Genomic DNA, 13,313 nt, shown 5'->3' with positions numbered 1-13,313 from the left:
TAGGATTGCTACATGATCAGTTTCGAGCGGTTGCGAGTGCTCCACGCCGTTTCCAAGCACGGCTCGGTCGTTGCTGCGGCAGCAGCACTCCATGTGACGAACTCAGCGGTTTCACAGCAGATCGCCAAACTGGAAGCTGAACTCGGCGAACCGTTGCTCACGAAGAGTGGTCGCGGCGTGAAACTCACGGACTCAGCCGCCCTGCTGGCCTCTCACGCGGATCAACTCTTTGCGATGCTAGAGCGCGCCGAAGCAGAATTCGATGCGCGACGCGATGCCATCGTCGGTCAGATATCCGTCGCTGCATTCGCAACAGCGCTTCGCGGACTGGCTCCCTTAGCACTCCAGTATCTCGAAAAGAACCACCCGCAGTTAGAGGTCATTGTTCACGAACAGGAGCCTGCGTCAGCGATTTCGCTCCTTGACCGTGGAGATATCGACCTTGTCATTGCCACCGACTGGAAGAACGCTCCGCTTCCCACGGTCAACGGGCTTTCAAAGGCGACGCTCATGGACGACGTTGCGGACATCGCCGTGCCAGTGCGGCATAGACTTGCTGAACAACACGAGATCCGGCTCAAAGACTTGGCTTCAGATTCCTGGATTAGTTGGCATAACGGGTCCATATGCCACGACTGGCTCGTTCAAGCTCTCAGATCGTGCGGACACGAGCCGACCTTCAGTCACAGGGCAAACGAACACGCCTCCCAGCTCGCTCTCGTAGCTGCAGGTTTAGGTGTTTGCGTCATCCCGCGCCTTGGCCGAGACCCCGTACCTAGACAGCTCCGGATTGTTCCGGTGAGGCCGGCACTCGTTCGTCATGTCTATGCTCTGTGGAGGCAAGAAAGCACGCGCCGCCGCGCAATCGCTGTCACTTTGGAGGCATTCAAAGTAGCGTCAAGCAGAGTGTCTCTCTGAAACGACACTCTCCTGCAACTCGAAAACTCCGTCTGAAACCGAACCTACTGAAGCGAGACTTTTTTGCCAACGCCACGCTTCTCATCAAACGCCAATCGCGCCGCTGCGACTTCTTCATGGTTTGCCCGCGCCCAATTCAAAACAAACTGCAACTGCCGAAAGAGTGATTGTCCGAGTTGGCTCAGGCTGTATTCGACGCTTGGCGGTTTGGTGGGCAATACGACTCGTTTGACGTAACCATCGCGTTGCAAGTCATTCAAAGTTTGCGTGAGCATGCGCTGAGAAATACCTGGAAAGAGTCAACGCAGCTCCCCAAAGCGATGCGTGCGTTCCGCGAGAGCCATGAGAAGAAATGTGGTCCACTTACCACTGATTCCTTGGACGATGTCAAACGTAGGGCAGACGCTCGGGCACCCACCAACGTCAATGTTGTTATCCACTTGAGAGTCGAATTGTGTCGTCTGTCCAATCATAGTTAGTTCCTTTAACCTGCCTATCTTCCAGGAAACTGCCTTCTTTACGGCTCGGAATCTACCCGCTCTAATCAGGATATTCCCTTACGGGGAGATTGTGACAATCCGGTTTCGCAAGAGTTTGGAGAGAGGATTCATGAGCAACAACATTCTAATTACCGGCGCATCCGGTCAGCTTGGGCGTCGGGTACTTGATCACTTGATCGACGGGAACACTGTCGATCCGTCACGCATCATCGCAACCACGCGGAAGCCGGAGGCTCTTACAGCCTATGCGGAGCGCGGAATTACGGTAAGGCACGTCGACTTTGATGATGAGCCCTCTCTGGAGAAGGCATTTGTCGGTGCCGACAAGATTCTCATCATCGCAACCGATCTGTTCGACCTGGTAGACAACAAGCGCCTGCGACAACACGAGAGAGCAATCAGAGCAGCGAAAGCGTTGGGGGCTTCGCATCTTGCTTACACCTCCATGATTCATCCGGAGCCTGGCTCACCCATACCGTTCGCCAACGATCACTACGGAACGGAAGAGGCAATTAAGGCCAGCGGTCTCAGCTACACGATCTACCAAAACAATGCGTACTACGAGAATCTCGTCCTGGCCCTTCCGACCGTCATCAAGAGTGGCTTCTGGTTCACCTCTGCCGGTGAAGGACGCACGGCCTATGCCTCGCGCGACGACATGGCCGCTGCCATCGCTCGAAATCTATCGTCAGATTTGAAAAGGAGTGAAACGCTCCAATTAACCGGCAGTATCGCGTACACCAATGCCGAGGTAGCGGAGCTGGCAACGAGAGTACTCGGAAAGCCCATCGAATTGGTCGATCTATCGGACGAAGCTCTGACAGAACAATTGAAGGCCTTCGGAGTGCCCGAACCCTTCGCCATCCTTGCGGCGGCGGTGGATGCGAACGCTCGGCTGGGACTCGCGGACTCCCTCAACGACACCATTGAATCGTTGATCCAGCGGCCACCGCTATCGTTGGAAGACTTTCTAGTCGCTAACAGGGCAGTGTTCTTGCAATGACCCGTATCGCCTCTCTTGCCGTGGACCTGGGTCCCGCCCCATACGCAAGCCTGGGAACGGATTTGAATAGGGCGTCAGTCCAGGCGGAGAGGCACAACACTAGTTCTAAGGACCGAGTGAGAAGCATGGACCAGAAATGGGTGCTGTGACTGTGGCTGATTCAAATGATGTTTTTCACATTGGCGGTGATATGCCTGTCCATCGTATGGGCTACGGCGCGATGCAGCTTGCGGGACCGAGGGCTGCGGGACCGCCGCGCGATCCGGAAGTCGCGAAAGCCCTACTTCGTCGCGCGGTGGAACTTGGGGTGACATTCATCGACACTGCAGACGTCTATGGCCCAGGCGACAATGAACGTCTGATTCGCGACGCGCTTGCTCCGTATCCCTCTTCGCTTGTGATTGGGACGAAGGCTGGGATGGTTCGGAACAAAGACGGCAGCATCTCAATTAAAGGTAACGAATCCCATATTCGCGCCGCGATCGAGGGTAGTCTGCAAAATCTGGGGGTTGATTGCATCGATCTTTACCAACTCCATCGTGTTGATCCTTCGACGCCCTTAGAAGAGACCATGCTTGTATTACGTGCACTCAGAGACGAGGGCAAGTTGCGGCACATTGGATTGTCACAGGTCTCGGTGAACCAGATTGAGAGAGCGAGAGCCATCGTCGAAATCGCGACAGTTCAGAACTTCTTCAATCTGGCACACCGCCAGTACGACGATGTGTTGACCTACTGTGAGCGCAACCGCATTGGCTTCATCCCCTTTTGCCCGCTACATATCGACGGTTTCGCATTGTCTGAAACCTTGTGTCGTATCGCCTCCAGAATGTCTGCCTCAACGCGACAGGTTGCGCTAGCTTGGCTGTACAAGAGATCGCAAGTGACAGTGGTGATCCCGGGGACTTCCTCTATCGAACATCTGGAAGAGAACGTTGCAGCCAGCAAACTAGAACTTTCAGTGGACGACAGGTTCGAGCTTGATGAACTCGGTGTAAGGCTGAGATGAAGGTGAACGATTCTGCCCATGCGGTCAGATTGGGGTGCCCGCCACCTCAGGAGAGGAAGCACACGATGCTGGAATATGTTCAGCAAGTGTTGCGCTCGAAGGCGTGAATGGTGAAGCGCGCTCAGGCTGTGGGGCATCGTTCCCCACGTTGACGGACATGCAAGGATGACCGGCGAATGAAAGCTGTGGCAAATCAACATAGAGCAATTCACGTTTCGCCAGACCTCCCCAAGTCGGATGTTGCAGGAGGAACCGGTGCAAACGAATTCCGATACGCACACGTCGGGTTTGAGGTACTTTTGCAAGGCAAGTGGCGCCTGCATCTGCTCTCTGCGATGCGGAACGGACCTGTCCGCCTGGGACAGCTCAGACGACAGATTCCCGGCGCCTCCAAGAAGCTATTGACTCAGCACCTGCGCAAGTTAGAAGCAGATGGAATCGTGATTCGGCGAGACCTTAGCAACGTACTGTTACACGTCGAATATGATTTCAACCCGTCCGTTCGAGAAAGCATTGACTCCGTTCTCAACGCGCTGACATCGTGGGGCGATACCTACACAAGGAATTTTCGGCCCAGGCGCTCGCCTCTTCGCGCAACATAACTGCGAACACAACATAAGCTCACGAGATGTTGCACAAGGCCGAGCGGCGTACCACCACAAGCAAGGTTGTGCGCGAGACAGAAGCCGAAGCCATCGCGTTTGTTGTCGGCAAAGCCGTAGGGCTTGAGGTTGGAACCGCGAGTGCCGATTATGTTGAGCTCAACATAACGCCGATTACATGGCTCTCTATCATGGCAACGCTTCGTTGCTGATTGAATCGCTGGAAGTCATTCAGCAAACCTCCGCCGTCATCCTTGCCGCACTGGAATCGTCCGCAGCCGAAGAGACGATGCCCGATGCAGAACTGGCGAAGGTGGCGTAATGCAGACCATCCTTCGAATCCTCAAGATGGCCGGAGGGTGGCACCCCGGCCTCTACCTCAAGATCGACAACGTTCCGTACATGGAGCTTGTCATCGAAGCGATGGACGAGTCCGGCCCGATGGGACTTCCCGCCCTCTCCGTTGCTCACTATGGCGAACAGAACGGCGACCTTATGCGCGATCCCGAGATGTGCTTCGAGCTAGGCATGGCGGGAGGAGCGCATCTCGATCCTTGGTACTGGCGTAACGATTACGTTGCCGTCGAGCAGTGGAGCCGCAACATCGTGCGCGACCACTACGTGCATCTCGTCCAGCTTCACGAGCAGCACAAACGCTTCGCCGAGACGTGGGATAACAACCTGCGTTTGCAGGGATTCGCAGAGGCTTTCACGGACAAGTGCATTCGTGGCTAGTCCGCTCCCTTGGGGTGGAACAGCCAGCGTGTCTCCGCTCCGCTATCTTTCAATCCTCAACCGCTCGAAAGGAGCACACCATCATGGAAACGCAGATCGTCAATGCCACCGAATATCGCAACGTCTCTCTCGCTCTCTTGACTGAGTCCAAGACCAACCCGCGCCGTACCTTCGAGGAAACCGCCTTGAAGGAACTGGCAGAGTCTATTCGTACCCAGGGCGTTCTCTCCCCTTTACTTGTGCGGCCACTGACCGAGAACAGCTTCGAGATCATCGCTGGAGCAAGGCGTTACCGCGCGGCCCAGATGGCCGAAGCCCCAGCTGTGCCCGTTCGCATCGTTCATCTCTCCGATGCGTCGGCGTTGGAGGCTCAATTGGTGGAGAACCTTATCAGGTCGGAAATTCACCCGATGGAAGAGGCGCAGGGATGCCGCGCTTTGCTGGACTTGGAAGACCCCAAGTACAGCATCGAGCAGATCGCGGCGAAGGTGGGCAAATCTCCCGTCTTCGTGGCTTCGAGGTTGAAACTGAGCGACCTCGTACCCGCAGCGGTCGATGCGTTCTACGCCGATGAGATTGGCGTAGGCCACGCGCTGTTGCTGGCGAAGCTGCCCGCCGATCAGCAAGAAGGGGCGCTCTCGGCTTGCTTCAAAGAGGTCTACAACGGAGCATCGAAGCCCGCCCGTATCCTGCTGCCCGTCCGCAACCTGCAATTCTGGACAGACAGCAACATTCTGTTAGTCCTGAAAGATGCGCCGTTCAACAAGCGCGACACGCAGCTTGTCCCGACCGCTGGCAGTTGTGCCGATTGCCCCAAGCGGACAGGCCATAACAAGCTGCTGTTTGGCGATGACCTCGGAAGACAGGGTGACCGATGCACCGACCCCAATTGCTACGCTGCCAAAGTCTTAGCGCACGTCGCGCAGACCGTCGCCGCGAAGCCGGAACTGGTGCAGGTCAGCACGGCCTACGGTGGACAGAAAGAAGGCAGCTCTGTATTGCCGCGAAACAAGTACACAGCGATCCGGGACGATAAGCCGAAGTCGAAAGACGACGCGAAGCGGCCCGAATTCAAAGTGTGCAAATTCACCACCGAGGCCATCATCACCGAAGGCTCGGACGTTGGCACCATCCATAAGGTGTGTGCCAATCCGTCCTGCCCCGTTCATCATCCGAAGCAGTCAACCAGCCGTAACGATGAAAAGTGGAAGGCCGAGCAGGACAAGCAGCGCAAGGAGCAGGCCATCGCCAATACGACTGGCCTTCGTGTCCTCGCCGCTGTGAGCGCCGCCGTCCCCGTTCGGTTGCTCAAGCGTGACCTGCTTTTCGTCATGGAGAAGCTGATTAGTGTGATGGACGAGAACCGCGTTGAGATGCTTGCGCGGCAGCATGGCATCCGGCAGAAGCGGGACGATGGAGGCATCGGCAAAACGCTGACTGCGCTTGTTCGTCGTGCGGATGAAGGCACGCTCTCTCGGCTGCTTGTGGAAACAAGCATTTTGCTTGCGTCCTCGCGTGGTAATCCATCTAGTGTCCTCAAGGATGCCGCCACCGCGTACAAGGTAGACACCGACGCCATCGCCGCCAAGGTGAAGCAGGAGTTCGCTGCGAAGAAGAAGGCAAAGAAGACTCCACCGCCGCCCACTAAGACCGCGAAGAAAGCGGCCTAGTTTTCCATCGACCGAGGGGCGGTGCTGCACCGTCCCTCGTCTTTTCGCACAAAAATCGCGCAGGGAGAAACCTTGCTGGTTTCTCCCTGCACTCTCATCCGCTTGTGCCGCCCGCGGCTGCGCGGCAGGAGACTTTCCCCCTCCTGCACCTCCCCCTTTGCTGCGTCTACGCCGCTTAGTGACAAGAAACAAGTTTCTCTGGACTTGCAAAGACTAGAGAAAGTGTCATGAACCGGCTTTAGCACGGTTCTGAAGGATGGCCTGCCTATTTCCTGCCGCCCAGCGATGAAGTGGAACGAGCGCACCCCGGAGCGTCATTCCCAATTCCGTCAGCTCATAGTCCACGCGCGGTGGGACACTCGGGAAGAGAGTGCGGGTTACGATCCCGTCCGCTTCCAACCGCTTCAGGGTCAGCGTCAGCATTCGTTGGGAGATACCGCTCACGCGCCGCTGGATTTCGTTGTAGCGCAACTGCCCTTTGGAAAGCGCGCCCACGACCAGGATGGTCCACTTGTCGCCGACGCTCATCAGGACTTCGGCAAGTCCTTTGCAGTCTGCGGGACCAAGCGCTTCCGTAGGAACAAATTTGTTCGTTTCGCTCAAGAAAGTGCCTTCTTGTGAGGATTTTGCATGCACTCCATAATAGCCCTACGAACAGGTTGTTCGTACTCGCGAACGCTCATAAGAAATTCCGCGAGCACATGAGAGGAAACGCAAATGCAGACGACAGCTAGCACCGCCATACACCAACCAACGCAAGCCCTGACGCGGAACTCCGCTGCCAAGGCGCTGCGGCGGAACAAGATCATCTACTGGACTTTAACGCTGCTGATGTTCATTCCCGGCACTCTGGGAGCCTTCGCTGAAGCCTTCACCAATGGTCCGGCAAGCATCGTGAAGATCATGCTCGCGCTCGGCTTTCCGGTGTACCTGATGAAGATTTTGGGCGTATTCAAAATTTTCGGGGGCATTGCGATCCTGACGGGCAGGCTGCCCCGGATGAAGGAATGGGCCTACGCGGGCTTCTCCATCGAGTTTCTAGGTGCGACGGCAGCGCACGTCATCACAGGTGACCGCGTCTACGCCTTGTTCCCACTCTCATTTTTCATCGTCCTCATAATTGCCTACCTCTTGTGGCATAAGACGGCTGCGACACCTCTGCCGTTTGAGCAGGGCAATGTGCGCGCGTAAACGCAATCGTGGCAGAACTCTAATCCGCGGCAGAAAAGGCAGCGGCACGTAAAACACGAACGCGACAGAGAGCTAGTTTCGCTCTCAGCAAGACAGCCGAAAGGACAGAAAACATGCTGAAGCTCCTGATCGTCCAAGCAAGCCCACGTGGGGAATACTCCATCTCCCGGAATCTAGCCGCGAGGTTCGTTGCAGATTGGAAGACCGCACATCCCGAAGGAGAGGTCGTCGAACGTGATCTCGCCAAGATGAATGTGCCTTATGTGAACCTGCCCTGGCTTAGCGCGAGTCTGACCCCCATTGAAGCGCACACGCTTGAGATGAAAGAAGTGCTGACGGTTTCGAATGAACTCGTCGACGAACTGCTCGCGGCGGACTACATCGCAATCAGCACGCCGGTGTACAACTACAACATTCCGGCAAATTTGAAATCCTACGTTGACCATATCGTCCGCAAAGGCCGCACTCTCGGTGCCACCGGCGAAGGTCTGGTGCAGGGTAAGAAGTGTACTGTCCTGCTGGCTTCGGGCGGTGTATACGCGGAAGGTTCGCCGATCCGCGATCGCGATATCGTGACCATGTATTTGCGGCTGATCCTCAAGGTCATCGGGATCGATGATGTGACGTTTGTTGCGGCTGGCGGCAGCAAAGTCGTTGATATGGGTCAGCAATCACGTGAGGAGTTTCTTGCTCCCTTTGAAGCTGTGCTCGTCGCAGCAGCTCACGCATAACCCGGACCAGTAAGTAGTTCCGGGAGGAGCGAGATGGAAACGAGGCTCCGGTTTCAGCCCGATGTGGTCGTTGACCACATTCTGTAGCCGTTGCTTGCAACCAAGTTAACACTACGTTTTTCGAGGGACATGTGGTCAAGGGGAAACTAAATCTGCCGCAGCTCCCTTCAGCCTGGTGGCAGAGACGAGCAAAGGTCCTAGCGATTTGCTAAATCAGCGTTCCACCCGATACCTCGATGCGCTGAGCGTTCACCCAGCGATTCTCCTCGGAAAGAAGCGAAGCGATCATGGGCCCGATGTCGTCGGGATGCCCGACACGTCCCAATGCCGTCAGCCCGGCGATCTGCTTGTTGACCGCGGGGTTGTCACGCACCATGCCACCGCTGAAATCCGTCGCGATAGCGCCGGGAGCCACGGTGTTTACCGCAATGCCGCGTGGACCGAGTTCTTTTGCGAGGTATCTTGTGAGCACCTCGACAGCGCCTTTCATCGAGGCATAGGCAGCACTTCCTGGAAACGCGAATCGGGTCAGTCCGGAAGAGATCATGACGATTCTTCCGCCGTCGTTCATCAGCGGCAACAGCTTCTGCGTGAGAAAGAACACCCCCTTGAAGTGAACGTTGTACAGGCTATCAAGGTCTTCTTCAGTCACCTTGTCGAATGGCGCGTGATGCGAAGTGCCAGCGTTATTGACGAGATAATCGAAGCGCTCGGCTCCCATCTCCCTCAGGGCTGCTGAGACGCTTTGCACGAACGGGTCAAAGGTGGTGATCTTCCCGGCGTCGAGCTGCAATGCAATGGCCTTTGTTCCGGCTTCGCTCACCTCGTGAATAAGGCTTTCGGCTTCTGCACGATTGGAGTTGTAGGTAAAGATTGAATGTACGCCGCGCCGAGCCAGGTTCAACACTGTATTACGCCCGAGTCCTCGGCTTCCGCCGGTTACGATGGCAATCTTCTGAGGTGTATTCACCACTTTTGTTTCGGACATCCTCGGCTCCTGTGAGTTGCATACGGCTGCAATCCGATGGTAACGAGCCCTTCGTTTTGAATGTGACCAATTGTGCTCAGCTTTGAAAAAGCTGGCCCATGGAAACTATGCTGCCAGTAAGTGTGATCGGAGTCGCCGACACTTCTCTCATCTTCAGTTTAAGGGCGGTAACTGCAAATGACTTCCCTCCAGTATCAGGCGGCGGCTCCTTACGCTTGTGCGGAGGCCAGATGCTGGGCGACGTTCACAACAGAGGCCCGGCGTAGGCTTGGTACGGTTGGAGCACTGCCATCCGAGCCTGTGACCATGCGCGGCAACTAAGGTACGGCAACCCACCATGCAGCCAGTCCAATCAGTAGAAAGACCAGCTTTGCCGGGTGAAGATCGTCATTCAGTGTGCCGTCCCGTTGGGCTTCGGCAAAGATCGCAACCGTGCGCTGATAGGGAGCCGTGCGAGCCGCTTTGTTTACGGCTGGACCCTCGGCCAGACCCTCCCAGAGCATTGAATCTTCAACGGCTAGGTTAGAGTCTCATATGCTGCCCAACCTTAGCGTTGGAACTGGATTAAAGATCCACAGTCATTAAGGGGCCGAAGACTACCGCGAAGAAGGCGACGCCCTGCAAGAAGGAAAATTGCAGCGTAGACCCAATGGGGAGCCGGCAACGGCTCCCCAAATTTTTGCAGGAGACCTTCACGACCTCAAATGCGAAGTGGGCTAGAAGTCTTGGAAACTCGCGGCGGGCGAGGGCATGAAGGCGGTCCAGAGCACTACTGATGTGTGGGTCGGTTATGGGTCGAGGACGGCGTTGTCATAGATGGCGTACGGCCATAGTGCAGTTTGCCGATGAAACTGTGCCGCATTGCTCAGTAACGGATTCGACTTCCGACGAACATCGTGCCAGTTCGGCATCCGGACTCATTACAGCAAATGATTTAGCAAAATTCACCCGCCCGAGAGAAACATATGTCGAAGACACGAATTGATGTGCGACCATGACCCATATTAGCGGTGAGACCTTTAATTATGTTGTTGTTGGCGGAGGGCTGGCCGGCTGCGTTGTCGCGGCACGGCTCAGCGAAGATCCCCGCGTGGGGGTCGTACTCATCGAAGCTGGACGTGACAACGACTACGAGGAATCGTACTTCGCTACAGGGGCTCACGCGATGTGGGCGAAAGATACGAATTGGGGCTTCAAGACCACCCCGCAGAGAAACCTGCAAGGCCAAAGGGTGGATCAGCCGCGCGGTCGAGTAATCGGAGGATCGGCAGCAATCAATGTGGGCTCCTGGTCGCGCGGAATCGCTGCAGATTATGACCGGTGGGCCGCAGCAGGCGCAACGGGTTGGGACTGGGCAACCGCGAGCGCGACATACATCTCCATCGAAACGAGCGGGCGGCCAGAGTCGGGCGGTCGTGGCCGTCACGGCCCGATGGTCTTCGAGGACACACCTCTTGTCAGCGGGATGACGGAGGCCTTCCGGCAGGCGTGTCTCGAAACGGGCATCGGTCAGACCGAGGATCACAACGGCGTCCATTTGGAGGGCTTCGATCGCTGGGAGACTATCTTCCCTCGGGGGCGGCGTCGGAATAGCGCCGAAGCTTATCTTGCACCTGCGCGCGTGCGCTCGAATCTTAAACTTATTACTTCTGCAACAGTGACGCATGTCACCATGCAAGACAAGCGCGCAACAGGCGTGGTGTTTGAACGCGACGGCGTCACTGAGTCGGTCGGAGCTTCCGCAGAGGTTATCCTTTGCGCCGGTGCTTTCCTTTCACCCCGCATCCTCATGACATCAGGGATTGGGCCAGGTGAGCATCTCCGCAGCCACGGTATCGTACCCATCGTAGATTCTCCAGGGGTCGGGGCGAATCTAATCGATCACCTTGCTACTAAGTTTGGATGGGCTGCCTTCAAGCCCGGCGGAATCGCGCCGGTTTATCCCGACGCCGGCGATCCAAAACAGTGCGAGTCTTGGCGGCACACGGGGTATGGACCGCTTGCCGACAATCCCAATCCCTGCATAGCCTTTGTGCGCTCCAACAAGGCCATGCCGCTTGCGGATATTGAGCTTCTCTTTCACGTCAACCCTCCCGAGAGCCTGAGAGCCGGCAAGGACGTGAGCGGATTCGAATTCCTCGTGTCCCATGTGGATCCAAGAAGTCGCGGGTATGTCCGGCTAGCGTCCAATGATCCACACGATTTGCCCCTGGTCGACCCCGCCTACCTGAGTAATCCTCATGACCTTCCAGCACTGATTGGCGGCGTCCGCCGTGCGTTGAGCTTGGCGAAGTCTTCCTCTCTCGCACCTTATACGGCCAGTTGCGAACTCTCGGTGGATGCGACTGACCAAGAGATTATTTCCAGAATTGAAAACCATGCGGCTTCCATGTTTCACCCAGTCGGCACGGCGCGAATGGGACACAAGGATGACCCCGACGCCGTGCTGGATTCTGAATTGCGGGTAATGGGCACGGGGGGTCTACGGGTCGTCGACGCGTCCGCCATGCCATCTACGATTCGCGGTCATACGATGGCACCCGTGGTTTTTATCGCTGAACGCGCCTGTGCGCTAATCCGCGAACAGCGGGAATGAAACCGCTAAGAGGAAGTGCGAGCGTCGTAACGGCAAGATCTGTGAAGTGAACCCAAGGCACCGCCCGGACTCGCGGCACATACTTAGTGAACTCAACCCATTTAGGCCGCAGTACGGCCTTCTGATAATGCGAAACAGAATCCGTCCTGCATGTGGGGGATAGGACAAGGAGAAATGAAATGGCGAATGAGATTAAGCCTTCTTGGCTGGTTGAAGATCTAAGACATTTGGGTGTTGGGTACAACAAGGTGGAAGATTTCGCACCGCCACCGGAATCATCGCACGGCGCTTTGTTTATGCAAGATAGAATCAAAAAAGGCTATCACGTAGAAGAAGTCAAGGATGGTCTTTACTGGGTCACATCGGGCTGGTACGACTGCATGTTCATCCGAACAGGTGCTGGGGTAGTTGTTATGGACGCGCCGCCCGCCCTAGGAGAAAATCTCCTCGCCGCCATTGAGGAGACTACGGATGAACCTGTTACTCATTTCATCTACAGTCATTGGCACGCGGATCATGTAGGTGCTGCGGTCATCTTTGGCGATAAGGTGAAGCGGATCGGCCATGAAAAGACGCGAGATCTCCTCGAACGATTTCCCGATCCAAACCGTCCTGTGCCGAACGAGACTTTCTCGAAAGACGCGACGTTGGATATCAATGGAGTGAAAATCGAGCTTTCCTACAAGGGACAGAACCACTGCGAAGGAAACATCTTCATCTACGTCCCTAAACCGAAGGTCCTTGCAGCCATCGATATCGCCAGTCCGGGCTGGATCACCTTTCGCGATTGCGACTCCTCAGAAAATATGAGCGGCTATGTCGATGCATTCGACCAGGTGCTTGCGTACGACTTTGACACCGTCATCTCCGGCCATGTCTCCAAGATTGGTGGACGTGACGCTGTGGTCGAAGGCCGTGAATACATGCACGATCTGGTGGACTACTCGCGAGAGGCGCTCGAGACCATCGATTTCGAGTACTTCGTCAAGCAGTTAGGAACCGGCAAGTATCGCGCAGCCTTCCGTGCTATCGAAGAAAACTACTTCAATGCCTGCGCCAATTTTGTCACCAAGAAGATATTGGACAAGGTCACATCCAACGGCAAAAAGTGGACGGAGCGGCTGAACGGTGCGGACGTGATGACCAAGCACAACGCCTTCTACGTGGTCGAGAAAACGCGGCTGGAGCGTCACCACAACGGCTATGTCAAACGTGGCAACATCCATCCGCCAAAATTCTATTTCTAAGCTCGCCGCTCAAGCGTCGCGAACAGGATGAACGGGGCGGCCCAGCGCTGATGACTGGTCCGGCCATCGAAGAAAGGTCCCCGACTGACCGAAAAGAAGATCGCGCTGCACTGGATCAACGGA

At 56.1% G+C, this 13,313-nt stretch carries 14 protein-coding genes and 1 pseudogene; 11 read left to right on the top strand and 4 right to left on the bottom strand.

Annotated features, from left to right (window positions below):
* Positions 1 to 12: 12 nt before the first annotated feature.
* Positions 13 to 918, top strand: coding sequence for a LysR family transcriptional regulator (locus tag ACPOL_RS13040; protein ID WP_114207446.1), 906 nt, complete (start codon positions 13 to 15; stop codon positions 916 to 918).
* Between the two features lie 44 nt (positions 919 to 962).
* On the opposite strand, the gene ACPOL_RS34090 is transcribed toward ACPOL_RS13040, so the two are convergent.
* Positions 963 to 1,205: a winged helix-turn-helix transcriptional regulator gene (locus ACPOL_RS34090; RefSeq protein ID WP_414633372.1), complete on the bottom strand. Its 243-nt coding sequence runs from the start codon at positions 1,203 to 1,205 to the stop codon at positions 963 to 965.
* A 322-nt stretch (positions 1,206 to 1,527) separates the two neighbouring features.
* On the opposite strand from ACPOL_RS34090, the gene ACPOL_RS13030 reads away from it, so the two are divergent.
* From ACPOL_RS13030 to ACPOL_RS13005, 6 genes and pseudogenes are all read left to right on the top strand, one after another.
* Positions 1,528 to 2,421 carry an SDR family oxidoreductase gene (locus ACPOL_RS13030; protein ID WP_114207445.1) on the top strand — a complete coding sequence of 298 codons (894 nt, stop codon included), beginning with the start codon at positions 1,528 to 1,530 and terminating at the stop codon, positions 2,419 to 2,421.
* Positions 2,422 to 2,557: 136 nt separating this feature from the next.
* Positions 2,558 to 3,430 carry an aldo/keto reductase gene (locus tag ACPOL_RS13025; protein WP_114207444.1) on the top strand — a complete coding sequence of 291 codons (873 nt, stop codon included), beginning with the start codon at positions 2,558 to 2,560 and terminating at the stop codon, positions 3,428 to 3,430.
* Positions 3,431 to 3,606: 176 nt separating this feature from the next.
* Positions 3,607 to 4,032, top strand: a complete 426-nt coding sequence (locus tag ACPOL_RS36215; RefSeq protein ID WP_114207443.1) for a winged helix-turn-helix transcriptional regulator — start codon at positions 3,607 to 3,609, stop codon at positions 4,030 to 4,032.
* Positions 4,033 to 4,049: 17 nt separating this feature from the next.
* Positions 4,050 to 4,354, top strand: a pseudogene (locus ACPOL_RS13015) (DUF1738 domain-containing protein); the annotation flags it as partial.
* Complete coding sequence (locus ACPOL_RS13010) at positions 4,354 to 4,767, top strand: DUF6908 domain-containing protein (protein ID WP_114207442.1); 414 nt, start codon at positions 4,354 to 4,356, stop codon at positions 4,765 to 4,767. The pseudogene ACPOL_RS13015 and the gene ACPOL_RS13010, both read left to right, overlap by 1 nt.
* A gap of 83 nt (positions 4,768 to 4,850) precedes the next feature.
* The gene (locus ACPOL_RS13005) at positions 4,851 to 6,437 is read left to right on the top strand and encodes a ParB/RepB/Spo0J family partition protein (protein ID WP_114207441.1); all 1,587 of its coding nucleotides are present in this window, start codon (positions 4,851 to 4,853) and stop codon (positions 6,435 to 6,437) included.
* 225 nt (positions 6,438 to 6,662) lie between these two features.
* Here the strand turns inward: ACPOL_RS13005 and ACPOL_RS13000 are convergent, their stop codons facing one another.
* A complete protein-coding gene (locus tag ACPOL_RS13000) occupies positions 6,663 to 7,040 on the bottom strand; it encodes a winged helix-turn-helix transcriptional regulator (protein ID WP_114207440.1) in 378 nt (125 codons plus the stop codon).
* Between the two features lie 114 nt (positions 7,041 to 7,154).
* On the opposite strand from ACPOL_RS13000, the gene ACPOL_RS12995 reads away from it, so the two are divergent.
* Together ACPOL_RS12995 and ACPOL_RS12990 are read left to right on the top strand one after the other, a co-directional pair.
* Positions 7,155 to 7,628, top strand: coding sequence for a DoxX family protein (locus ACPOL_RS12995; RefSeq protein WP_114207439.1), 474 nt, complete (start codon positions 7,155 to 7,157; stop codon positions 7,626 to 7,628).
* 113 nt (positions 7,629 to 7,741) lie between these two features.
* The gene (locus ACPOL_RS12990; protein WP_114207438.1) at positions 7,742 to 8,359 is read left to right on the top strand and encodes an FMN-dependent NADH-azoreductase; all 618 of its coding nucleotides are present in this window, start codon (positions 7,742 to 7,744) and stop codon (positions 8,357 to 8,359) included.
* A 208-nt stretch (positions 8,360 to 8,567) separates the two neighbouring features.
* On the opposite strand, the gene ACPOL_RS12985 is transcribed toward ACPOL_RS12990, so the two are convergent.
* Both ACPOL_RS12985 and ACPOL_RS12980 read right to left on the bottom strand, forming a co-directional pair.
* Positions 8,568 to 9,347, bottom strand: coding sequence for an SDR family NAD(P)-dependent oxidoreductase (locus ACPOL_RS12985; RefSeq protein WP_114207437.1), 780 nt, complete (start codon positions 9,345 to 9,347; stop codon positions 8,568 to 8,570).
* Between the two features lie 317 nt (positions 9,348 to 9,664).
* Positions 9,665 to 9,850, bottom strand: coding sequence for a hypothetical protein (locus ACPOL_RS12980; protein ID WP_114207436.1), 186 nt, complete (start codon positions 9,848 to 9,850; stop codon positions 9,665 to 9,667).
* Between the two features lie 491 nt (positions 9,851 to 10,341).
* Here ACPOL_RS12980 and ACPOL_RS12975 point away from each other — a divergent pair, with 491 nt between their 5' ends.
* Both ACPOL_RS12975 and ACPOL_RS12970 read left to right on the top strand, forming a co-directional pair.
* Positions 10,342 to 11,943, top strand: a complete 1,602-nt coding sequence (locus ACPOL_RS12975; RefSeq protein WP_114207435.1) for a GMC family oxidoreductase — start codon at positions 10,342 to 10,344, stop codon at positions 11,941 to 11,943.
* A gap of 179 nt (positions 11,944 to 12,122) precedes the next feature.
* Complete coding sequence (locus ACPOL_RS12970; protein ID WP_201759192.1) at positions 12,123 to 13,190, top strand: MBL fold metallo-hydrolase; 1,068 nt, start codon at positions 12,123 to 12,125, stop codon at positions 13,188 to 13,190.
* The last annotated feature ends 123 nt before the right edge of the window (positions 13,191 to 13,313 follow it).

Origin of the sequence: Acidisarcina polymorpha (assembly GCF_003330725.1) — a bacterium.
GTDB lineage: Bacteria > Acidobacteriota > Terriglobia > Terriglobales > Acidobacteriaceae > Acidisarcina > Acidisarcina polymorpha.
This window is presented reverse-complemented; position numbering and strand designations above follow the sequence as displayed.

What these genes read in the sequence shown, in the direction of transcription:
- ACPOL_RS13040 (WP_114207446.1), top strand. Translation starts at nt 13, where the DNA reads ATGATCAGTTTCGAGCGGTTGCGAGTGCTCCACGCCGTTTCCAAGCAC.
- ACPOL_RS12990 (WP_114207438.1), top strand. Translation starts at nt 7,742, where the DNA reads ATGCTGAAGCTCCTGATCGTCCAAGCAAGCCCACGTGGGGAATACTCC.
- ACPOL_RS12995 (WP_114207439.1), top strand. Translation starts at nt 7,155, where the DNA reads ATGCAGACGACAGCTAGCACCGCCATACACCAACCAACGCAAGCCCTG.
- ACPOL_RS13030 (WP_114207445.1), top strand. Translation starts at nt 1,528, where the DNA reads ATGAGCAACAACATTCTAATTACCGGCGCATCCGGTCAGCTTGGGCGT.
- ACPOL_RS12970 (WP_201759192.1), top strand. Translation starts at nt 12,123, where the DNA reads ATGGCGAATGAGATTAAGCCTTCTTGGCTGGTTGAAGATCTAAGACAT.
- ACPOL_RS12975 (WP_114207435.1), top strand. Translation starts at nt 10,342, where the DNA reads ATGACCCATATTAGCGGTGAGACCTTTAATTATGTTGTTGTTGGCGGA.
- ACPOL_RS13010 (WP_114207442.1), top strand. Translation starts at nt 4,354, where the DNA reads ATGCAGACCATCCTTCGAATCCTCAAGATGGCCGGAGGGTGGCACCCC.
- ACPOL_RS13025 (WP_114207444.1), top strand. Translation starts at nt 2,558, where the DNA reads ATGGGTGCTGTGACTGTGGCTGATTCAAATGATGTTTTTCACATTGGC.
- ACPOL_RS13005 (WP_114207441.1), top strand. Translation starts at nt 4,851, where the DNA reads ATGGAAACGCAGATCGTCAATGCCACCGAATATCGCAACGTCTCTCTC.
- ACPOL_RS36215 (WP_114207443.1), top strand. Translation starts at nt 3,607, where the DNA reads ATGAAAGCTGTGGCAAATCAACATAGAGCAATTCACGTTTCGCCAGAC.
- ACPOL_RS12985 (WP_114207437.1), bottom strand. Translation starts at nt 9,347, where the DNA reads ATGTCCGAAACAAAAGTGGTGAATACACCTCAGAAGATTGCCATCGTA.
- ACPOL_RS12980 (WP_114207436.1), bottom strand. Translation starts at nt 9,850, where the DNA reads ATGCTCTGGGAGGGTCTGGCCGAGGGTCCAGCCGTAAACAAAGCGGCT.